At 71.2% G+C, this 18,820-nt stretch carries 19 protein-coding genes; 10 read left to right on the top strand and 9 right to left on the bottom strand.

Features of this window, described 5'->3' with window-relative positions; all coding sequences use genetic code 11:
- The first annotated feature begins 39 nt into the window (after positions 1 to 39).
- On the top strand, positions 40 to 762 hold the full coding sequence (locus ACZ5Y0_RS04865) for a DUF4232 domain-containing protein (protein WP_469127183.1): 723 nt from the start codon (positions 40 to 42) through the stop codon (positions 760 to 762).
- A gap of 222 nt (positions 763 to 984) precedes the next feature.
- Here the strand turns inward: ACZ5Y0_RS04865 and ACZ5Y0_RS04860 are convergent, their stop codons facing one another.
- The 3 genes from ACZ5Y0_RS04860 to mca form a co-directional block, all read right to left on the bottom strand.
- The gene (locus tag ACZ5Y0_RS04860; protein WP_469127182.1) at positions 985 to 3,018 is read right to left on the bottom strand and encodes a thioredoxin domain-containing protein; all 2,034 of its coding nucleotides are present in this window, start codon (positions 3,016 to 3,018) and stop codon (positions 985 to 987) included.
- A gap of 424 nt (positions 3,019 to 3,442) precedes the next feature.
- Positions 3,443 to 3,688: a hypothetical protein gene (locus ACZ5Y0_RS04855; RefSeq protein WP_469127181.1), complete on the bottom strand. Its 246-nt coding sequence runs from the start codon at positions 3,686 to 3,688 to the stop codon at positions 3,443 to 3,445.
- A complete protein-coding gene (gene mca / locus ACZ5Y0_RS04850; RefSeq protein ID WP_469127508.1) occupies positions 3,681 to 4,541 on the bottom strand; it encodes a mycothiol conjugate amidase Mca in 861 nt (286 codons plus the stop codon). The genes ACZ5Y0_RS04855 and mca overlap by 8 nt, the downstream gene beginning before the upstream one ends.
- A 181-nt stretch (positions 4,542 to 4,722) precedes the next feature.
- On the opposite strand from mca, the gene ACZ5Y0_RS04845 reads away from it, so the two are divergent.
- Both ACZ5Y0_RS04845 and greA read left to right on the top strand, forming a co-directional pair.
- A complete protein-coding gene (locus ACZ5Y0_RS04845; RefSeq protein ID WP_469127180.1) occupies positions 4,723 to 5,121 on the top strand; it encodes a DUF4307 domain-containing protein in 399 nt (132 codons plus the stop codon).
- A gap of 170 nt (positions 5,122 to 5,291) precedes the next feature.
- Positions 5,292 to 5,792 carry a transcription elongation factor GreA gene (gene greA, locus ACZ5Y0_RS04840; protein ID WP_469127179.1) on the top strand — a complete coding sequence of 167 codons (501 nt, stop codon included), beginning with the start codon at positions 5,292 to 5,294 and terminating at the stop codon, positions 5,790 to 5,792.
- Between the two features lie 94 nt (positions 5,793 to 5,886).
- Here the strand turns inward: greA and ACZ5Y0_RS04835 are convergent, their stop codons facing one another.
- The 3 genes from ACZ5Y0_RS04835 to ilvA form a co-directional block, all read right to left on the bottom strand.
- The gene (locus ACZ5Y0_RS04835) at positions 5,887 to 6,744 is read right to left on the bottom strand and encodes an ABC transporter permease (protein WP_469127178.1); all 858 of its coding nucleotides are present in this window, start codon (positions 6,742 to 6,744) and stop codon (positions 5,887 to 5,889) included.
- Positions 6,741 to 7,718 carry an ATP-binding cassette domain-containing protein gene (locus ACZ5Y0_RS04830; RefSeq protein WP_469127177.1) on the bottom strand — a complete coding sequence of 326 codons (978 nt, stop codon included), beginning with the start codon at positions 7,716 to 7,718 and terminating at the stop codon, positions 6,741 to 6,743. Before ACZ5Y0_RS04830 ends, ACZ5Y0_RS04835 begins: the two co-directional genes overlap by 4 nt.
- A 272-nt stretch (positions 7,719 to 7,990) precedes the next feature.
- Positions 7,991 to 9,220: a threonine ammonia-lyase gene (gene ilvA / locus ACZ5Y0_RS04825; protein WP_469127176.1), complete on the bottom strand. Its 1,230-nt coding sequence runs from the start codon at positions 9,218 to 9,220 to the stop codon at positions 7,991 to 7,993.
- A gap of 164 nt (positions 9,221 to 9,384) precedes the next feature.
- On the opposite strand from ilvA, the gene ACZ5Y0_RS04820 reads away from it, so the two are divergent.
- The 3 genes from ACZ5Y0_RS04820 to ACZ5Y0_RS04810 all read left to right on the top strand — a co-directional run bounded on the left by ACZ5Y0_RS04820 (position 9,385) and on the right by ACZ5Y0_RS04810 (position 10,801).
- Entirely contained in the window at positions 9,385 to 9,891 is a 507-nt protein-coding gene (locus tag ACZ5Y0_RS04820; protein ID WP_469127175.1) for a MarR family winged helix-turn-helix transcriptional regulator, read from the top strand.
- A gap of 164 nt (positions 9,892 to 10,055) precedes the next feature.
- A complete protein-coding gene (locus tag ACZ5Y0_RS04815; RefSeq protein ID WP_469127174.1) occupies positions 10,056 to 10,556 on the top strand; it encodes a sigma factor-like helix-turn-helix DNA-binding protein in 501 nt (166 codons plus the stop codon).
- Entirely contained in the window at positions 10,553 to 10,801 is a 249-nt protein-coding gene (locus ACZ5Y0_RS04810; RefSeq protein WP_469127173.1) for a hypothetical protein, read from the top strand. The genes ACZ5Y0_RS04815 and ACZ5Y0_RS04810 overlap by 4 nt, the downstream gene beginning before the upstream one ends.
- Positions 10,802 to 10,814: 13 nt before the next feature.
- On the opposite strand, the gene ACZ5Y0_RS04805 is transcribed toward ACZ5Y0_RS04810, so the two are convergent.
- Complete coding sequence (locus ACZ5Y0_RS04805) at positions 10,815 to 11,969, bottom strand: cystathionine gamma-synthase (protein ID WP_469127172.1); 1,155 nt, start codon at positions 11,967 to 11,969, stop codon at positions 10,815 to 10,817.
- A 131-nt stretch (positions 11,970 to 12,100) separates the two neighbouring features.
- Here ACZ5Y0_RS04805 and ACZ5Y0_RS04800 point away from each other — a divergent pair, with 131 nt between their 5' ends.
- The 3 genes from ACZ5Y0_RS04800 to ACZ5Y0_RS04790 all read left to right on the top strand — a co-directional run bounded on the left by ACZ5Y0_RS04800 (position 12,101) and on the right by ACZ5Y0_RS04790 (position 14,822).
- A complete protein-coding gene (locus tag ACZ5Y0_RS04800) occupies positions 12,101 to 13,219 on the top strand; it encodes a hypothetical protein (RefSeq protein WP_469127171.1) in 1,119 nt (372 codons plus the stop codon).
- 75 nt (positions 13,220 to 13,294) lie between these two features.
- The gene (gene msrA, locus ACZ5Y0_RS04795) at positions 13,295 to 13,963 is read left to right on the top strand and encodes a peptide-methionine (S)-S-oxide reductase MsrA (protein ID WP_469127170.1); all 669 of its coding nucleotides are present in this window, start codon (positions 13,295 to 13,297) and stop codon (positions 13,961 to 13,963) included.
- 265 nt (positions 13,964 to 14,228) lie between these two features.
- Positions 14,229 to 14,822, top strand: coding sequence for a DUF4291 domain-containing protein (locus tag ACZ5Y0_RS04790; RefSeq protein ID WP_469127169.1), 594 nt, complete (start codon positions 14,229 to 14,231; stop codon positions 14,820 to 14,822).
- 137 nt (positions 14,823 to 14,959) lie between these two features.
- Here the strand turns inward: ACZ5Y0_RS04790 and ACZ5Y0_RS04785 are convergent, their stop codons facing one another.
- Positions 14,960 to 15,082 carry a hypothetical protein gene (locus tag ACZ5Y0_RS04785; RefSeq protein ID WP_469127168.1) on the bottom strand — a complete coding sequence of 41 codons (123 nt, stop codon included), beginning with the start codon at positions 15,080 to 15,082 and terminating at the stop codon, positions 14,960 to 14,962.
- Positions 15,083 to 15,729: 647 nt separating this feature from the next.
- Here ACZ5Y0_RS04785 and ACZ5Y0_RS04780 point away from each other — a divergent pair.
- Complete coding sequence (locus ACZ5Y0_RS04780) at positions 15,730 to 17,550, top strand: rhamnogalacturonan lyase (RefSeq protein WP_469127167.1); 1,821 nt, start codon at positions 15,730 to 15,732, stop codon at positions 17,548 to 17,550.
- 175 nt (positions 17,551 to 17,725) lie between these two features.
- On the opposite strand, the gene ACZ5Y0_RS04775 is transcribed toward ACZ5Y0_RS04780, so the two are convergent.
- A complete protein-coding gene (locus ACZ5Y0_RS04775; RefSeq protein WP_469127166.1) occupies positions 17,726 to 18,769 on the bottom strand; it encodes an NAD(P)-dependent alcohol dehydrogenase in 1,044 nt (347 codons plus the stop codon).
- Between the last annotated feature and the right edge of the window lie 51 nt (positions 18,770 to 18,820).

Genomic DNA, 18,820 nt, shown 5'->3' with positions numbered 1-18,820 from the left:
AGAGCGGGAGCAGCCCGCCACCACGGGGAAATCACCATCATGCGTATCGCACTCCGCAAGAACACCGTCCTCGCCCTCGCCGCCACCGCGGCCCTGTCGCTCGCGCTGACCGCGTGCGACGGCGACTCCGCCGACGGCGCCGCCTCGGGCACCCGGACGACCGGCACCTCCTCGAGCGCCGCGTCCACCGAGGGCTCCTCGTCCGGTTCGACCGGTGCCGCCTCCGGCGACGCGGGTGCCGCGCACGACGCGAACGCCGCGACGACCAGCGACCAGAAGGTCTCCGGCTCCGGTGGCTCCGCCGGCACGAACGCCGGCAAGGAGTCGGAAGGCGCCGGCACGACCGCCACGACCGCCATGTGCAAGGCAAACGACCTGGACTTCACGTTCCAGGAACGGCAGCAGGGCACCGAGTCCGCGCATCTGCTGATCACGGCCACCACCGCGGGCCCCGCGTGCGTCCTCAAGGGCATCCCGATCGTCACGCCGGGCGGGATGAACGGCAACGTCCCGCACTCCGGCGACGACACCGCCGCCGAGCGGATCGTCCTGGGCAGCGGCAAGAAGGCCTACTCGGCGATCGTCCTCGACCCGACGAAGCAGGGCGGCGACTCCTGGGACCTGGTCCGCATCTCCATGGACACCGGCGACACCGAGTCGGACTCCGGGAACCTGGTGACGCAGAAGCTGAAGGGCAGCGTCACCTCGGGCCCCGACCTCGCCGTCACCAACTGGAACAGCGCCAAGCCGTTCGACTTCTGAGCGCAGTGACGACCGGCCACGCCGAAGACCGGGCGGGGGGGGGGGGGGGGGGGGGGGGGGGGGGGGGGGGGGGAGGGGGAGGGAGAAAAAGAAAAGGCCCACCCCTCAACAAACACCCCCCCCCCCCCCCCCCCCCCCCCCCCCCCCCCCCCCCCCCCCCCCACCCCCCCCCCCCCCCCCCCCCCCCCCCCCACCCCCCCCCCCCCCCCCCCGCCCCTCACCTCACGGAGTGACCTTCGCCCGCAGCGCGTCCACCTCCGTCACCGGCAGATCGCACACGAATCCCCGGCAGACGTACGCCGTCGGCGCCCCACCCACCAGCACCCGGTCGGCGAGCAGCGGAAACTCCTCGCTATCCGGCGTCCCGCAGGCGACCACCGCTCCCGGCGCGGTCGCCAGCAGCGCCGCGCGTTGCAACTCGCGCGTGGCGGGATCGTCGAGCGACGGCCCGACGACGGCCACCTCACGCGGTCCGTCGAGCAGCGCCTCGGCGGCGGCCAGCCCCCACCCGATGAACCGCGGCACCCGCGGCCCGAGCGCCTTCACGACGCCCAACGCCTTCTCCGCGGCGGAGCGGTGCGCCTGCGAACCGGTGTGCGCGGCATACGACAGCAGCGCCCCGGCGGCCGCCGACCACCCGGAGGGCACCGCGTTGTCGGTCGGGTCCTGCGGGCGCCGGATGAGCCGCTCGGCGTCCGACGCGGTGTCGAACAGCGACCCGGACTCGGGGTCGGTGAACCGTGCGAGCACGTGGTCGAGCAGGAACCCGGCGAAGTCCAGCCACACGCCCTCGCCCGTCACCCCGGCCAGCGCGAGAAAGCCCTCGGCGACGTCGGCGTAGTCCTCCAGGACGCCCGCGTTGGCGCCGGCCTTGCCGTCCTTGCTGGTCCGGGTGAGCCGCGCCTGGTCGTCGAGGTGCAGCCGGACCAGGAGGTCGGCCGCGGCGACGGCCGCCTCCACCAGGTCCGGCCGGTCGAAGTAGGCGCCGGTCTCGGCGAGCGCGGCGACGGCGAGGCCGTTCCAGGCGGCGACGACCTTGTCGTCCCGGCCGGGCGCGGGCCGCTCCGCCCGCGCGGCCAGCAGCCGCTCCTTCACCGACGCGATCTTCTCGGCGTCGAACACGGTCTCCTGCTGCGGAAGCTGGAGGACGGACGCGCCCTCCTCGAAGGTGCCCTCCTCGGTCACCCCGAAGTAGGCGGCGGCGAGGGCCGCGTCCTCGGCGCCGAGGACCTCGGTGAGCTGCTCGGGCGTCCAGACGTAGTACGCCCCCTCGACGTGCCGGCCGGTGCCGTCGTCGCTGTCGGCGTCCAGCGCGGAGGCGAACCCGCCCTCGGCGGTGCCCAGTTCCCGCACCATGAAGTCGGCGGTCTCCAGCGCGACCCGCCGGGCCTGCTCGGAGCCGGTGGACCGCCACAGGTGGGCGTACACCCGGCACAGCAGCGCGTTGTCGTACAGCATCTTCTCGAAGTGCGGCACGGTCCAGTCGCGGTCGACGGAGTAGCGCGCGAAACCGCCGCCGAGCTGGTCGTAGATCCCGCCGCGGGCCATCCGCTCGCAGGTGTCCCGCGCCATCTGGAGTGCGCCGTCGGCCCCGGTGCGGGCGTGGTGGCGCAGCAGGAACTCGATCACCATGGACGGCGGGAACTTCGGCGCCCCGCCGAACCCGCCGCGCTGCGGGTCGTACTCCCGGGTCAGCCCCAGCAGCGCCTGCGCCAGCTGCTGCTCGCCCGGCGCCAGGCTGTCGCCGTAGGAGATCTCGCGCCCGGCGAGGTCGCGCACGATCTTCCCGGCGACCTCGGCGACCTCGTCCCGCCGCTCCCCCCAGGCCTGCCGCACACCCTCCAGCACCTGCCGGAAGGACGGCATGCCCTGCCGGGCCACGGGCGGGAAGTACGTGCCGAAGTAGAACGGCTCGGCGTCCGGCGTGAGGAAGACGGTCATGGGCCAGCCGCCCTGCCCGGTGGCGGCCTGTACGGCCTCCATGTACACGGCGTCGACGTCGGGCCGCTCCTCCCGGTCGACCTTGACGCTGACGAAGTGCTCGTTGAGGTAGTCGGCCGTGACCTCGTCGTCGAAGGACTCGTGCGCCATGACGTGACACCAGTGGCAGCTCGAGTAGCCGACGCTGAGCAGCACCGGCACCCCCCGTCGGCGTGCCTCGTCGAACGCCTCGGCCGACCAGGGCCACCAGTCGACCGGGTTGTCGGCGTGCTGGAGCAGGTACGGGGACGTCTCATGGGCCAGTCGGTTCGCCATGAGGTCCATCCTGCCGCAGGACCCGCCCGGAAACGCGTCGGACGTCTCCCGGCCCGTGGTCTGCGCGCCGCCTGCCCTCACCCGCGGCACGGTCCGCACCTCGTACCCGCGACCACCCGCAGCGCGGTCCGACCGTGCGACGTCCCGGCCGCGGGAGGGGGACGCCCTGCGGCACGCGGCGGCCCGGCACCGCGAGGTGTACGCGCTGCTGCCGGAGCGGGCGGGGCGCGTGTGGAGTCGGGCCGGCAGGCGTGGCGCTCCGCCTGGTACGGGCAGAGGCATGCGCGGGAGGTGGTGGAGGTGCCGGTGAGACCTGTGAGAAGGGCACGAGGGCGAGCGGGACGGCTCGCGGCGGCGGGGGCCGTCGACACCGCCGCCCGGCAGGGGCGGACAGCGGCGGCGACGGCCGGGTGGTGCGGCCGGCTCAGCCCTTGGCGGACGTGGTCTTCTCCGTGACGGTCTCGCCGGAGGCGTCCTCCGGCGTCTCCACGAAGTCGACCTTGCCCATGCGGCGGTTCATCGACTTCATCAGGCCCCACACCGCGATCGCCATCGCCGCGAAGACGATGAAGCCGAGGACGCCGGGGGTGACCTTGTTCTCGTCGACCTCCTTGGCGAGGGGGGCGAGGTGCGTCATTGCCAGGCTCACGCTTGCGCTCATGTCAGGCATTGTCGCGGATGCCCGCAAAGAGGTCGTCCTCGGGGAGGGAGGTAGGGACGAGCGACTTCGCCAGCTCGTACTCCTCCGTCGGCCAGACCTCCTTCTGGAGTTCCATCGGCACCCGGAACCAGCCCCCGTCGGGGTCGATCTGCGTGGCGTGCGCGATCAGCGCCTTGTCGCGGATCTCGAAGAAGTCGGCGCACGGGACGTGCGTGGTCAGCGTGCGCTCGACCCTCTCGAACTCGCTCCAGCGCTTGAGCCAGTCCCCGTAGGGTGACTCCAGGCCCCGGTCGAGCATCGCCTGGTGCAGCGCCTCGGTGCGCGGACGGTTGAAGCCCTGGTTGTAGTAGAGCTTCAGCGGCCGGTACGCCGGACCGAACTCGCTCTCCGGGTACTTCGCGGTGTCGTCCGCGCCCTCGAAGGCCACCATGGAGATCTTGTGGGTCATGATGTGGTCGGGGTGCGGGTAGCCGCCGTTCTCGTCGTAGGTGGTGATCACCTGGGGGCGGAAGGAGCGGATCTGCCTCACCAGCTCCCCGGCCGCCTTGTCGACGTCCTCGAGGGCGAAACAGCCCTCGGGCAGCGGCGGCAGCGGGTCGCCCTCGGGCAGCCCGCTGTCGACGAAGCCGAGCCACTCCTGCTTGACCCCGAGAATCTCGCGGGCCTCGTCCATCTCCTTCTTGCGTACCTCGTGGATGTGTTCCTCGATGTACTTGTCGCCCTGGAGCTTGGGATTGAGGATGGAGCCGCGCTCCCCGCCCGTGCAGGTCACGACCAGCACGTCCACCCCCTCGGACACGTACTTCGCCATGGTGGCCGCGCCCTTGCTCGACTCGTCGTCGGGGTGGGCGTGCACGGCCATCAGTCGCAGCTGGTCAGTCAAGACTCAAATCCTCAGTAGGTCGGCGCCCCCGTGGGAAGGGGTGCGATCGGCGGCTTCTATAGTGACCGAATCGGGGCGCCAATAATTCCGTGGACCTGCCCCGGCGGCCCACTTTCGGACCTTCGCCCAAGCGGCCGGGGGCCTTGCCGAGAGGACGATCATGAGTACCGCGAGCACGCGACCGCCCGAGGGCCGTTACGGCCGTTCCTCGGACGAGCGCGCGGACCGCACGCTCAAGGTCGTCGGCGTCGTGCTGGGCGCGCTGCTGCTCGCGTTGATGGGCTATTTCGCCTACCACTATGTCGGCCAGAACAAGATCAGCGGTGAGCTGATCACTTTCCAGGTCTCGGACGACTCGGTGCGGGTGCACCTCGAGGTCCGCAAGGACGCCGGTGCGAGCGGCTACTGCACGGTCCGTTCACAGGCCGAGAACGGCACCGAGGTCGGCCGCGCCGACTTCCGTTTCTCCGGGCCGGACACGCGCATCGACAAGGTGGTCACGCTCCGTACGACGTCCCCGGGGACGTCGGCGGAGTTGCTCGGTTGTCACGCGGACTGACCGCACTCCGGATTGCGTAGGCACTGACCTGCTTCGACGCAATTCTCATGGCTTATGTCCTCCCCCTTGGCGCGCTGAATTGTTAGGCTCGTGGTTTCGCCCATCCCTGGAGGAACATGCTTCCGGGTAGGGCGACGCTTTGCTATCCCAGTACCGACGAGGAGCACCCTGTGACCCAGACCAGCGAGAACGTCACCTGGCTGACCCAGGAGGCGTACAACAAGCTCAAGGATGAGCTTGAGTACCTTACTGGTCCTGCGCGCACCGAGATCGCCGCCAAGATCGCGGCCGCGCGCGAGGAGGGCGACCTGCGTGAGAACGGCGGGTACCACGCGGCCAAGGAGGAGCAGGGCAAGCAGGAACTCCGGATCCGCCAGCTGACCCAGCTCCTGGACAACGCCAAGGTCGGCGCTGCCCCGGTGTCCTCGGACGGCACGGTGGCGCCCGGCATGGTCGTCACGATCGCCTTCGACGGTGACGAGGACGACACGCTGTCCTTCCTGCTGGCCTCGCGTGAGTACGCGAGCGCCGACATCGAGACCTACTCGCCGCAGTCGCCGCTGGGCTCCGCCGTAGTCGGCCAGAAGGTCGGCGAGGACGCGGAGTACGAGCTGCCGAACGGCAAGAAGGCCTCCGTGCGCATCCTCAAGGCCGAGCCCTACAACGGCTGACGGACCCCACCGGTCCCCAGTCCCCGCATCCCCGACCGGACCCCCGGCGCCCCGTGGCGCCGGGGGTCTCGTCGTGCCCCGGGGCGTGGCGCGGTCATGCGGTGGCCGAGCGGTACTTGCGGACCGCCAGCGTGCGGAAGACGAGGATGATCAGTATCGAGTAGATCAGCGAGGCCCAGACCGGGTGCTGCATGGGCCAGGCGTCGGAGGTCGACTGTCCCGGGTTGGCGAACAGGACGCGGCAGGCCTGGACGGTGGCGCTGAAGGGGTTCCATTCGGCGACATGGCGCAGCCAGGGCGTCATGTTGCTGGTGTCCACGAACGCGTTCGAGATGAAGGTGACCGGGAAGAGCCAGATCAGTCCGCCGGAGGTGGCCGCCTCGGGGGTGCGGACGGACAGGCCGATCAGGGCGCCGATCCAGGTGAACGCGTAACCGAGGAGGAGCAGCAGGCCGAAGGCGGCCAGGACCCGTGCGGCGTTGGTGCTGCCGTCGGAACCGACCCGCCAGCCGACCAGGAGCGCGACGACGGCGAGGACGAGGAGGGTCAGCGCGGTCTGCACGAGGTCGGCGAGGGTGCGGCCGGTGAGGACCGCGCCGCGGGCCATGGGCAGGGAGCGGAAGCGGTCGATGAGGCCCTTGTGCATGTCGTCGGCGATGCCCGCGCCGGCTCCGGCGGTGGCGAAGGTGACGGTCTGGGCGAAGATGCCCGCCATGAGGAAGTTCTTGTAGTCGGTCGCGCTGGTGCTGCCGCCGATCCGCATGGAGCCGCCGAAGACGTAGGTGAACAGCACCACGAACATGATGGGCTGGATCAGCCCGAAGATGACCATCTCGGGGATCCTGGACATCCGGATCAGGTTGCGTCTCGCGACGACCAGGGAGTCCCGGACGCTCTGGCCGAGCGGGCTGCCCGGGGCCGCGCCCCGGACGGCGTCGGTGACGGCGCTCATTTCACGGCCTCCTTGCCGTTGCCTTCGGTTCCGTCCTCGGCGACGTGTCCGGTGAGGGACAGGAAGACGTCGTCGAGGGTGGGGCGGCGCAGGCCGATGTCGTCGATCTCGATGCCGCGGAGGTCCAGCTCGCGGATGACCTCGGCGAGGAGCTTCGCGCCGCCGGTGACGGGCACGGTGAGCTTGCGGGTGTGCTCCTCGACGGTGGTGTCGCCCTTGCCGAAACCGGCCAGGATCTCGAGCGCGGTCGGCATGTGCTCGCGCTCGTGCACCACGACCTCCACGCGCTCTCCGCCGGTGCGGGCCTTGAGCTGGTCGGAGGTGCCGCGGGCGATGACCCGGCCGTGGTCGACGACCGCGATGTCGTGCGCGAGGTGGTCGGCTTCCTCCAGGTACTGCGTGGTCAGCAGCAGTGTCGTGCCGCCGGAGACGAGGCGCTTGATCACCTCCCACAGCAGTTGGCGGTTGCGCGGGTCGAGGCCGGTCGTCGGCTCGTCCATGAACATCACGGGTGGCGAGACCACCAGCGCGGCGGCCAGGTCGAGGCGGCGGCGCATGCCGCCGGAGTAGGTCTTCGCGGTGCGGTCGGCGGCGTCCGCGAGGTCGAACTGGTCGAGCAGTTCGGCGGCCCGGATCTTCGCGGCCTTCGCCCTCATCTGGTAGAGCTGCCCGACCATCTGGAGGTTCTCGCGGCCGGTCAGGTACTCGTCGACGGCGGCGAACTGGCCGGAGAGTCCTATGGAGCGCCGGACCTCGTTGGGGTTCTTGAGCACGTCGAGTCCGGCGACCACGGCCCGGCCGCTGTCCGGACGCAGGAGGGTGGTCAGGCAGCGGACCGCGGTGGTCTTGCCCGCGCCGTTCGGCCCGAGGAGGCCGAGGACGGTGCCCTCCGGGACGTCGAGGTCGACGCCGTCCAGAGCCTTGACGTCGCCGAAGGTCTTCACCAGACCTTCGGCATAGATGGCGCCTGGCATGTGCTTCTCCACGTCGTTGGGGATTCTTCGGAAAGCCTAGGTTTCCGGGTTTCGTTCCGCCCGCTCGATCGGAAATACGCGGGCACACCGGCGAGATGACACACCATAACGCGATGTATCGCGTCCCTCAATGGACTTACCCGAAAGAGTGACAGCGAGCGTGGTGAGCCAGGGGCAGCCACCCCGCTCGACGTGCGCCGACGGTCGATCGGCGACCGGCACCGACCGTCGGTCGTCACCACCCCAGCCGTCAGTCGGTGAGCGGACGGCCGTCAGTCGATGACCGTGTAGCCGGCTTCGCGCAGGGCGTGGCCGACCTCGGCGCAGTGCACGGGCCCCTTCGTCTCCAGGTGCAACTCCACCTCCGCCTCCGTGAGCCCGAGCCGTGGGTCGGTCCGTACGTGACTCACGTCGAGCACGTTGGCGTCCATCACCGACAACACCCCGAGGAGCGTCGCCAGCGCACCCGGACGGTCCGTGAGCCGCAGCCGCACCGCCAGGTAGCGGCCCTGCGCGGACATGCCGTGCCGCAGCACGCGCTGCATCAGCAGCGGATCGACATTGCCGCCGGAGAGCACCGCGACCACCGGCCCCTCGAAGGCGTCCGGCTCACTCAGCAGCGCCGCCACCGGACTCGCCCCGGCCGGCTCGACCAGCAGCTTGGCCCGTTCCAGACACAGCAGCAGCGCTGTGGCCAGCGCGTCCTCCGACACCGTGCGCACCTCGTCCACCAGGTCGCCGACGATCCCGAACGGCACATCACCGGGCCTGCCCACCTTGATGCCGTCCGCCATCGTGACCGGGCTGCGCAACGACACCGGCCGCCCCGCCGCCAGCGAGGGCGGATACGCCGCCGCGCCCTCCGCCTGCACACCCACGATGCGCACGTCCGGCCGCAGCGCCTTCACCGCGACGGCGACGCCGGCCGCCAGGCCCCCGCCGCCGATCCCGACGACGATCGTCCGCACCTCCGGGCACTGCTCAAGAATCTCCAGGCCCACCGTGCCCTGCCCCGCGATCACGTCCGGGTGGTCGAAGGGATGGATGAACACCGCGCCGGTCTGCGCCGCGTGCTCCTGCGCCGCCGCCAGTGTCTCGTCGACCACCTGCCCGTGCAGGCACACCTGCGCGCCGTACTCCCGGGTCGCACTGATCTTCGGCAGCGGGGCACCCTTCGGCATGAACACCGTGGACCGCACGCCCAGCAGGGTGGACGCCAGCGCGACCCCCTGCGCGTGGTTGCCCGCACTCGCCGCGACGACCCCGGCCGCCCGCTCCTCCGGCAGCAGCCCGGCGATCCGCACGTACGCGCCGCGCAGCTTGAACGAACCCGTCCGCTGGAGGTTCTCGCACTTGAGATGCACCGGTGCCCCCACGAGCTGGGACAGGTGCCTGCTGCCCTCCATCGCGGTCACCCGCGCCACCCCCGAAAGCATCTTCTGGGCGCCGCGCACATCGTCGAGAGTGACGGCCCGCAAGGAGTCAGCCGTGCCATAGCTCATGACGCCAGCATCGCAGTTCACAGGCGGAGACGACCGCTGTGACCAACCACCGAGACCGGTTTCCGCAGCGCCGGTACGACCCGCCTCCGGGCCGCGTACCCTGTCCCCCAACCCAGCACCCCTTTTCATGAAGTGAGCCCCCGGCCATGCCCACAACACCTGAAATGTCGATGGACATGACGACCGTCGGTGACACCGGTCTTCTCGACACGCTGCAGCACGAGGTCGCGGTCTTCGCGCGCCGTGCCGAACAGACCCGGCTCGGCGGGGTCGGGCACGTACGCAACTCCATGGACCGCGCCGCGTACCTGCTGCTCAACCGCCTCGACAAGGAAGGCCCGATGGGCGTCAAGGCGCTCGCCGCGAGCATGGGCATCGACTCGTCGACCGTCACCCGGCAGGTGGCGCCGCTGGTCGACACCGGTCTGGTCAAGCGCACCTCGCACCCCGAGGACGGGCGGGCCGTGGTGCTCCAGCTGTCCCCGCGCGGGCTGTCCAGGCTGGACGAAGTGCGCTCTTCCAGGCGCCAGTTGATGGCCGAACTGACCCACGACTGGAGCCCTGAGGAGCGCGAGGCGTTCTGCGCGCTCCTCACGCGCTTCAACACCGCGCTGTCCGACCGGATGGCCGCCCACGGCCTCCCCGGCACGGAGCCCGCACCGGCTTCCTGACGTCCCGCGCGCGGCGGTCCGTTCCGACGCGAGGAGGCGCATCCCGCGCGTGCGCGGCTCTTGACCGACGGCCCGCCCCTGTCCTCATATGAGACCGGGTCCCCCCTTCGCCGCGGTCGGCCGGGATCCGTTCCCAGCGGTCGCCGGCGGGCGGGAGGCGCGCGGTGCGAGCACGGCATGCGGCCCGGGACATCCGCCGGGCCAAGGAGTTCGAGGCGTTCGTGGCGGGCGCGGGCGGGCGGCTGACACAGACCGCCACCCTGCTCACCGCGGAACCGCACGAAGACAACCCGCGCGCGCGACGGCTGCTGACGCACGCCCTCGCGCACACGTACGCGTGCTGGGACCGGCTGCACGGCGAGGACCCCTACGACCACGCCCGCCGGCGCCTCGCCATCCGCTCCGCCGCCACCGCCTGGCACCAGTACGCCCCCCTGGGCCGGGCCCGCCGGCACGTCACCGGCCCGCTGGCCGGCCTCACCCCGCGCGCACGACTGATCCTGGTCCTCAGGCTCTACGAGGGCGTCGGCGAGGAACAGGTCGCGGCTCTCCTCGGACTGCCGACGGAACGCGTCCACACGATCTGCGACCGGGCGACGGCGACCGTCCTGCACCCGCCCCGCGCGGCCTCGCCCCCGATCCCCGAGGCCGAGGCGGCGAGGTGAACCGGGCACAGCGGGAGGCCGCCGTGCGGCGGATCATGGAGCGGACGGTGCCCCGGCCGCCGCCCGAGCTGCACGCGGACGCCGTGCGCCGCGGCATCCGCGTGCTGCGCCGCCGCACCCTCGCCCGGCGCCTGCTGTGGCTGCTGCTGTGGGCGGCGGCCGTCGCGTTCGCCGTCTGGGCGATGGTGGCCGAACCGTGGGTGGAGCCGCCGTCGGAGACGACTCCACCCTTGACCGGCTGGTGAAGCCGGCCGTGCTCTAGCCGAGCGCCTGCTGGAGGTCCGCCAGCAGGTCGTCGACGTTCTCGATGCCGACCGAGATCCGCACCAGGTCGGCCGGTACCTCCAGGGCCGAACCGGCCGCGGACGCGTGCGTCATGCGCCCGGGGTGCTCGATCAGCGACTCCACGCCGCCGAGGGACTCGCCCAGCGTGAACACCTCGGCGCGGTTGCAGACCTCCACCGCCGCCTCCTCGCCGCCCGCCACCTGGAACGACACCATGCCGCCGAACGCCCGCATCTGCTTGGCGGCGACCTCGTGACCGGGGTGCTCCGGCAGACCCGGGTACAGGACGTTCGTCACACGCGCGTGCCGGGTCAGCATGTCGGCGACCTTGGTCGCGTTCTCGCTGTGCCGGTCCATGCGAACCGACAGCGTCTTCGTGCCCCGGAGGACCAGCCAGGAGTCGAACGGGCCGGCGACCGCGCCCATCGCGTTCTGGTGGTAGGCCAGCTCCTCACCCAGTGCCCGGTCGGCCACGATCAGCGCACCGCCGACGACGTCCGAGTGCCCGCCCATGTACTTGGTCAGCGAGTGCACGACGACGTCCGCCCCGAGCGCCAGCGGCTGCTGGAGGTACGGCGTGGCGAACGTGTTGTCGACGACCAGCCGGGCGCCGGCGTCCCGCGCGACCTGGGCGACGGCCGCGATGTCGGTGATACCGAGCAGCGGGTTGGAGGGGGTCTCCACCCACACCGCCTTCGTCTTCGGGGTGATCGCGGCCCGCACGGCGGCCGGGTCGCTGGTGTCGGCCACCGACCACTCCACGCCCCACCGGGAGACGACCCTGGCGAACAGCCGGAACGTGCCGCCGTACGCGTCATTGGGGATGACCACGTGGTCGCCGGGGCTGAGCAGCGTACGCAACAGGCAGTCCTCGGCCGCCAGTCCGGAAGCGAACGCGAGGCCCCGGACGCCGCCCTCCAGGGCGGCCAGGTTCTCCTCCAGCGCGGTCCTGGTCGGGTTGGCGCTACGGCTGTACTCGTAGCCGCCCCGCAGGCCGCCGACGCCGTCCTGCTTGTAGGTCGACACCTGGTAGATCGGCGGGACGACCGCGCCGGTGAGGGGATCGGCGGTGTTGCCCGCGTGGATCGCGAGGGTCTCGAAATGCTGACTGATGTGCCTGTCGCTCATGAGCACCGAGCGTAGTGCGCCCGAGGCGAAGGTGCGGGACGGCGGGGTGTCCGCCGCCCGGCTCAGCGAGGTTTTCCACAGGCCGGCGGGCAGGTTGGCCAATTGCCGGTGGCGTCTGGAACCCTTGAGGCATGGAAATTCTCTGGGTCCTGATCGGGCTGGTCATGCTCAGCTTCGTGCTGCTGCCGGTCCTCCGGCGCAGGCGCGGCATGATCGAGCAGGTCCCGGCCGGCCACCCCGACGCGGCGGACCCCGCGGAGTACGGCTTCGTCCGCGAGGAGGAGCTGGACATCCGCACGCCCGGCCCCGACCAGGACCTGCTCGACGTACTGACCGTGGTGCAGAGCACCCAGGACTACCGGGCAGGCCGGCAACTGCTGGCGGGCACCGAGGCCGAGGGCGAGTGGCGCTGGCAGCGCGTGCAGGCCTTCGCCGGCGCCGCCGCGCTGGAGCTCCAGCAGCGGCCCGGCGGGGTCGGTGACATACCGGGCGGGCAGTGGCTGCGGGTGTGGCGCGCCGAGGCGCCCAAGGACCCGGGCGGGGCGGCGGTGCACGCGGAGTTCCTCGTGCAGCAGGCGTGGCGCACCTCGACGCCCGGCACGGACGACTTCCGGATCATCATGGAGGAGGCCAGGGACGCCTGCGGGCAGGCGGCGCTGCTCGCCCCCGGCGACCCCATCCCCTACATCGTCGAACTGTCGGTGGCCCGCGGCCTGGCCTACTCGCAGCAGGAGTTCGAGCAGCTCTGGCTGAAGATCCTCGACCGCGCGCCCGCGCACATGGGCGCACATCTGGCGGCCCTGCACTACTGGTGCGAGAAGTGGCACGGCTCGCGCGAGACGGCGATGTCGTTCGCGGAGGCCGCGGCGGCTCGCGCACCCCGGGGCTCCCTCCTCGCCGCGATGCCCCTCTTCGCGGTCTTCGAGCACCTCCCCGAGGTGAACCTGGTCTCCGGCTTCTACCAGAGCGAAGTCGTGGCCAAGGCGATCCACGGCGCCCTCTTCGCCGTCCACGCGGCCCGCCCCGACGACCCCATGCTGGCGCACGTGCGCCACCTGCTCGTCTTCTTCCTGGTGCGTGCCGAACGCTGGGCGGAGGCGGTGAACCAGCTGATCCACGTCGACGGCCACGTGGGCGCCCTGCCCTGGACCCTGTCGGCCGACCCGGCGGGCGAGTTCGCGACGTACCGCGCCCTGGCCGTGGCGGGATACGAGGCCAACGGCGGCAGCCCGGCGTCGCTCCCGCACTGAGCCCGGAACCGGGCCGGGGCCGGAATGCGAGCGGGTCCGGGGGTGTTGACATGCCCGGACCCGATTGGAGACCGCATGTTCCTGCACAGCCGTAAGCCACAGCTCCCCGCCCCCGAGCAGGCCCTGCCCGGCCGCCCGGAGCCGGCGTTCTCCGTCCCCGACCGCCACACCGTCCTCGGTAACCCGCTGCTCGGCCCCTACCCCGAGGGCCTGGAGATCGCCGACTTCGGCCTGGGGTGCTTCTGGGGGGCGGAGCGCACGTTCTGGCAGCTCCCGGCGGGCGTGTGGACGACGCTGGTCGGCTACCAGGGCGGCCACACCGAGAACCCCACGTACGAAGAGGTCTGCTCGGGCCTGACCGGCCACACGGAGGCGGTCCGTGTGGTCTTCGACCCGAAGGTCGTCTCATACGAGAGCCTCCTGAAGACGTTCTGGGAGTCCCACGACCCCACCCAGGGCTTCCGCCAGGGCAACGACGTGGGCACCCAGTACCGCTCCGCGATCTACACCCACACCCCCGCCCAGTCCGTCACGGCCGCAACCTCCCGTTCCTCCTACCAGCGGGTCCTCACGGCAGCGGGCCACGGCACGATCACGACGGAGATCCTCCCGGCGGCGGACCGGAGGTTCTACCCGGCCGAGGGCTACCACCAGCAGTACCTCGACAAGAACCCCGCGGGATACTGCGGGATCGGTGGCACGGGAGTCTCCTGCCCGATCGGTGTCGCTCCGGCCGACAAGTGAGCCCGCGGTTCGAAGCGCCACCCGGAGTCCGAGGACGAGTACGCGATCGTCCATGAGCGGCACCACACCGTCCTGGACGAACCGTTCGCCGACACCGAGCGAGTTCGCCGTGCCGAGGGGCTGGTCGAACACGCGGACCGGACCGGCCGGTCATCACGTTCGCGGCGCTGGCGACCGGCGCGTGCTGTGCGGCCCGCTCCCTCTCGTCGTGGAAGCGTCGAAATTCGATGGCTGCCGGTACCCGGCGGGCGCCACGCTGTACCCCATGGAAGAACCGCAACGCAGGATCCGCGCGGCCCACACGGCATCCACGATCACCGTCTACCAGGCGTACTCCCCGGAGATCGGTCTGCCCGCCGTCCGGGAGGGCCGGTTCCCCACCGGGTGGAAACGGGACCGGATGACGTGGATCAAGCCGTCGTTCCTGTGGATGATGTACCGCTGCGGCTGGGGCACGAAGACGGGACAGGAAACCGTCCTGGCCGTCGAGATCGAGCGCGACGGCTTCGAGTGGGCGCTGCGTCAGGCCTGCCTGTCCAGCTACGTACGCGGGGTGCACCCCGACCGTGCGGCCTGGCAGCGGCAGCTGAAGCGTGCACCCACTCGCATCCAGTGGGACCCGGAGCGCGACCTGCGTCTGCACGCCCTGCCGTACCGCTCCCTGCAACTCGGCCTGGCCGGAGAGGCCGTACGACGTTACGCGGACGAATGGACGGTCTCCATCCGCGATGTGACCCCCCTCGCACGTGAGATCCACACGCTGGTCGGCAACGGCGATCTCGACTCGGCGGCACGGCTCCTGCCCCAGGAGCATCCCTACCCCGCCGCGGACGAACTGCTGGCCCACGTACGTCCATGACCCCGACCAGCGGTGAGCCAAGGGTCCCCTGGCGGGACGGCCTTGGCGGGACCGGGGTCGTCGTGCCCGATCGGTGTCGCCAAGGCCGAGGGCCAGCCTCGTACCGGTTGCGGTTTCCGGCAGGTGGGTCCCCGGCGCTACCTCAGGTAGGCGGTGGGCGGCAGGTTCTGGCGGCGTACGTCACCGGCGGTCGCGGTGGTGGCCTTGAGCAGGGTCCGGCGACTGATCCGCCCGGAGGCGGAGGCCTGGGTCGGGGACATGGTCACTCCTCTCTGCCCGACGGTCGCGTGTGCGACGGCGCGGTCGGCGGAAAGGTGGTCGGGGAAGTTCTGGAGTTGGACGTGCTGGGGTCGGGTCAGCCACCCGTCGGGGCCGGCCGGTTGCTGACCGCTGGTAGCTCGTGCGACAACGCCCCGTGCGGGACTGCCTGGTGAGTGACGCGTAGACGAAGGGGGAGCCGCCCGCCAGCACGCCTCGCCGACGTGTGAACGCTCCCAGTCGGCGTGGAGAGCCAGCCGGCAAGTGCTTCGGAGCGGTGTGCGTGCCTGGCAGTTCGGGGGTCAGCCGGCTGTGATCGATGCCCGGTAGCCACAGGGCGCATCACGCAGCTTCTCGGCCGGGCACGTGACTGTCAATCAGTCGGCGGCGGAAAGTCACGGATCCGAACAGGGGTGAACAGTAAGTCGGACAGAATCCTTGACGAGGCATCATGCCCTTCTTACGCTCCCAGAACGTGGGAGCGTTCCCACACTGTTGGGCCACCGCCCACCTCGTGTCCTCCCGCACGGATCCCCGCTGCCCCCCCCACGCCCCGGAGGTCATCGTGACCGACTCACATCCGCGTCCTCGGCCCGCTTCGCGGCCATGGAGGTTACGGCGCCGCCCGAGCGGACGGCTCGTGCGCGGCATGACCGCGGCCGTCGCACTGACCGCCGTCACCCTCACCGGACTGCCCCAGGCCGCGCACGCCGCGACCGCCCGGCAGGTGGAACGCCTCGACCGCGGACTGACCAGCACCCACACCAGCGGCGGGAACCTGGTGTCCTGGCGGTGGCTGGCCACGGACCCGAACGACGTGGCGTTCAACGTCTATCGCGGCAGCACCAGACTCAACCCCTCCCCCCTCACCGCCTCGACGAACTACTTCGACGCGGGCGCCGCGGACTCGGCCGAATACACGGTCCGCGCGGTGGTCGACGGGACCGAGCAGGCCGCGTCCGAGCGCGCGCTGCAATTCCGCACCGGTTACAAGGACGTCCCCATCTCCCCGCCCGCCGGCGGCACCGCACCGGGCGACTCGGCGTACACCTACGAGGCCAACGACGCCTCCGTGGGCGACCTCGACGGCGACGGCGCCCTGGACCTGGTGCTGAAGTGGCAGCCGACCAACGCCAAGGACAACTCCCAGTCCGGCTACACCGGCAACACCGTCATCGACGGCATCAAGCTCGACGGCACCCGCCTGTGGCGCATCGACCTGGGCCGCAACATCCGCTCCGGTGCGCACTACACGCAGTTCCAGGTGTACGACTACGACGGTGACGGCAAGGCCGAGGTCGCCATGAAGACCGCCGACGGCACCAGGGACGGCACCGGCGCGGTCATCGGCAACGGGTCGGCCGACCACCGCAACTCCAGCGGCTACGTCCTGGCCGGACCCGAGTACCTGACCATGTTCAACGGTCAGACGGGCAGGGCGATGCAGAGCGTCGACTACGTCCCGGCCCGCGGCAACGTCTCCTCGTGGGGCGACAACTACGGCAACCGGGTCGACCGCTTCCTCGCCGGCACCGCCTACCTCGACGGCGCCCGCCCCTCCCTGATCATGGCCCGCGGTTACTACACCCGCTCGGTCATCGCCGCCTGGGACTGGCGGGACGGCCGGTTCACCCGCCGCTGGACCTTCGACACCAACTCCTCCGTCAACTCCGGCAGGGGCTACGACGGCCAGGGCAACCACAGCCTGTCGATCGCCGACGTGGACGCCGACGGAAAGGACGAGGTCGTCTACGGCGCCATGACCGTCGACGACAACGGATCCGGGCTCTGGACGACCAGGACCGGCCACGGCGACGCGGGCCACGTCGGCGACCTCAACCCCTCGCGTGCGGGGCTGGAGTACTTCAAGGTCTCCGAGAGCTCCAGCCAGCCCGGTTCCTGGATGGCCGACGCGCGCACCGGCCAGATCCTGTGGCGGACGGCATCCGGCTCCGACAACGGCCGTGGTGTCGCCGCCGACATCTACGCCGGCAGCGCGGGCGCCGAGGCCTGGTCCGCCACGGACACCACCCTGCGCTCGGCGACCGGTGCCTCCCTCGGCCGGGAGCCGTCCAGCGTCAACTTCCTGTCATGGTGGGACGGCGACACGGTCCGCGAACTCCTGGACGGCACCCGTGTCGACAAGTACGGCACCTCGGGCGAGGCCCGTCTGCTGACCGGGTCCGGGGTCCGCTCCAACAACGGCACCAAGTCGACGCCCACCTTGTCCGGCGACATCCTCGGCGACTGGCGCGAGGAAGTCGTCTGGCCCACCACCGACAACCGAAATCTGCGCATCTACAGCACGTCGCACCAGACCGGTACCCGTATCACCACCCTGCTGCACGACACCCAGTACCGCACGGCGCTGGCGTGGCAGAACACGGCCTACAACCAGCCCCCGCACCCGAGCTTCTTCATCGGCGCCAACATGCCCACCGCGCCCCGCCCCACCGTCCACGTCCCCTGAACCCGCCGATCGGCTCTCGCCGGGCGCGACCGACCACGCAGCCCCCCGTGCGGGAGCGACGTTCCCCGCGCGGGGACACGGGATGCACCCGCGGCCGGCGGCCCGGCGGACGACGTACGGCGACCGGCCCCCGGCATGCTGCCGCCGGGGGCCCGTCGGGACGTGACGTCCCAGGTCAGATGGTCGCCGTGTCGATCACGAAGCGGTAGCGGACGTCGCTGGCCAGCACCCGCTCGTACGCCTCGTTGATCTCGGAGGCGCTGATCAGCTCGATCTCGGCACCGAGGCCGTGTTCGGCGCAGAAGTCCAGCATCTCCTGGGTCTCGGCTATGCCGCCGATCATGGAGCCGGCGAGCGTCTTGTTGCCGCCGATCAGGGAGAAGAGGTTGAGCGCGATGGGCTCCTCGGGCGCGCCGACGTTCACCAGGGCGCCGCCGGTCCTGAGCAGGCCCAGGTACGCGCCGAAGTCGAGCGGGGCCGACACGGTGGAGACGATCAGGTCGAAGGTGCCCGCAAGTTCCTCGAAGGTCCTGGGGTCGCTGGTGGCGTAGTAGTGGTCCGCGCCCAGCTTCAGCCCGTCCTCCTTCTTGCGCAGGGACTGCGACAGGACCGTCACCTCGGCGCCGAGCGCGTGCGCGATCTTGACGCCCATGTGGCCGAGGCCGCCCAGACCGATGACGGCGACCTTCTTGCCAGGGCCGGCGCCCCACTGCTTGAGCGGCGAGTACGTGGTGATGCCCGCGCACAGCAGCGGCGCGGCGACGTCCAGGGACAGGCCGTCGGGGATGCGGACGACGTACTTCTCGTCGACGACGATGCTCTCGGAGTAGCCGCCGTAGGTGGGCTCGCCGTCCTTGCCGACGGCGTTGTACGTGCCGACCATGCCGGAGCCGGTGCAGAACTGCTCGCGGCCGGTCCGGCAGTTCTCGCAGTCGCCGCAGGAGTCGACCATGCAGCCGACGCCCACGCGGTCGCCGACGGCGAACCTGGTCACACCGGGGCCGACCTCGGACACGACGCCCGCGATCTCGTGGCCGGGGACCATCGGGAAGAGGGCCTCGCCCCAGCCTTCGTGTGCCTGGTGGATGTCGGAGTGGCAGATGCCGGCGAACTTGATGTCGATCAGGACGTCGAACTCACGGACCTCGCGTCGCTCGATGGTCGTGCGCTCCAGCGGAGCCTTGGCGGAGGGAACGGCGTACGCGGCAACAGTGGTCATGCCGGGGGATCTCCTAGCGAATCTTGCGCGGGTCGTACGCCCGGTCGGCCT

It is taken from the genome of Streptomyces sp. NPDC033216, assembly GCF_055577115.1.
Note: the sequence above shows the minus strand (reverse complement) of the source record. Positions and strands in the feature narration are given on the sequence as shown.

Excerpts from the sequence above, each read along its gene's own strand:
- ACZ5Y0_RS04790 (WP_469127169.1), top strand. The coding sequence starts at position 14,229 with ATGGAAGAACCGCAACGCAGGATCCGCGCGGCCCACACGGCATCCACG.
- ACZ5Y0_RS04865 (WP_469127183.1), top strand. The coding sequence starts at position 40 with ATGCGTATCGCACTCCGCAAGAACACCGTCCTCGCCCTCGCCGCCACC.
- ACZ5Y0_RS04830 (WP_469127177.1), bottom strand. The coding sequence starts at position 7,718 with ATGCCAGGCGCCATCTATGCCGAAGGTCTGGTGAAGACCTTCGGCGAC.
- ACZ5Y0_RS04820 (WP_469127175.1), top strand. The coding sequence starts at position 9,385 with ATGTCGATGGACATGACGACCGTCGGTGACACCGGTCTTCTCGACACG.
- ACZ5Y0_RS04775 (WP_469127166.1), bottom strand. The coding sequence starts at position 18,769 with ATGACCACTGTTGCCGCGTACGCCGTTCCCTCCGCCAAGGCTCCGCTG.
- ACZ5Y0_RS04780 (WP_469127167.1), top strand. The coding sequence starts at position 15,730 with ATGACCGCGGCCGTCGCACTGACCGCCGTCACCCTCACCGGACTGCCC.
- ACZ5Y0_RS04835 (WP_469127178.1), bottom strand. The coding sequence starts at position 6,744 with ATGAGCGCCGTCACCGACGCCGTCCGGGGCGCGGCCCCGGGCAGCCCG.
- ACZ5Y0_RS04860 (WP_469127182.1), bottom strand. The coding sequence starts at position 3,018 with ATGGCGAACCGACTGGCCCATGAGACGTCCCCGTACCTGCTCCAGCAC.
- ACZ5Y0_RS04855 (WP_469127181.1), bottom strand. The coding sequence starts at position 3,688 with ATGCCTGACATGAGCGCAAGCGTGAGCCTGGCAATGACGCACCTCGCC.
- msrA (WP_469127170.1), top strand. The coding sequence starts at position 13,295 with ATGTTCCTGCACAGCCGTAAGCCACAGCTCCCCGCCCCCGAGCAGGCC.
- mca (WP_469127508.1), bottom strand. The coding sequence starts at position 4,541 with ATGGCCGTGCACGCCCACCCCGACGACGAGTCGAGCAAGGGCGCGGCC.
- ACZ5Y0_RS04785 (WP_469127168.1), bottom strand. The coding sequence starts at position 15,082 with ATGTCCCCGACCCAGGCCTCCGCCTCCGGGCGGATCAGTCGCCGGACC.
- ACZ5Y0_RS04845 (WP_469127180.1), top strand. The coding sequence starts at position 4,723 with ATGAGTACCGCGAGCACGCGACCGCCCGAGGGCCGTTACGGCCGTTCC.
- ACZ5Y0_RS04800 (WP_469127171.1), top strand. The coding sequence starts at position 12,101 with ATGGAAATTCTCTGGGTCCTGATCGGGCTGGTCATGCTCAGCTTCGTG.
- ACZ5Y0_RS04805 (WP_469127172.1), bottom strand. The coding sequence starts at position 11,969 with ATGAGCGACAGGCACATCAGTCAGCATTTCGAGACCCTCGCGATCCAC.
- ilvA (WP_469127176.1), bottom strand. The coding sequence starts at position 9,220 with ATGAGCTATGGCACGGCTGACTCCTTGCGGGCCGTCACTCTCGACGAT.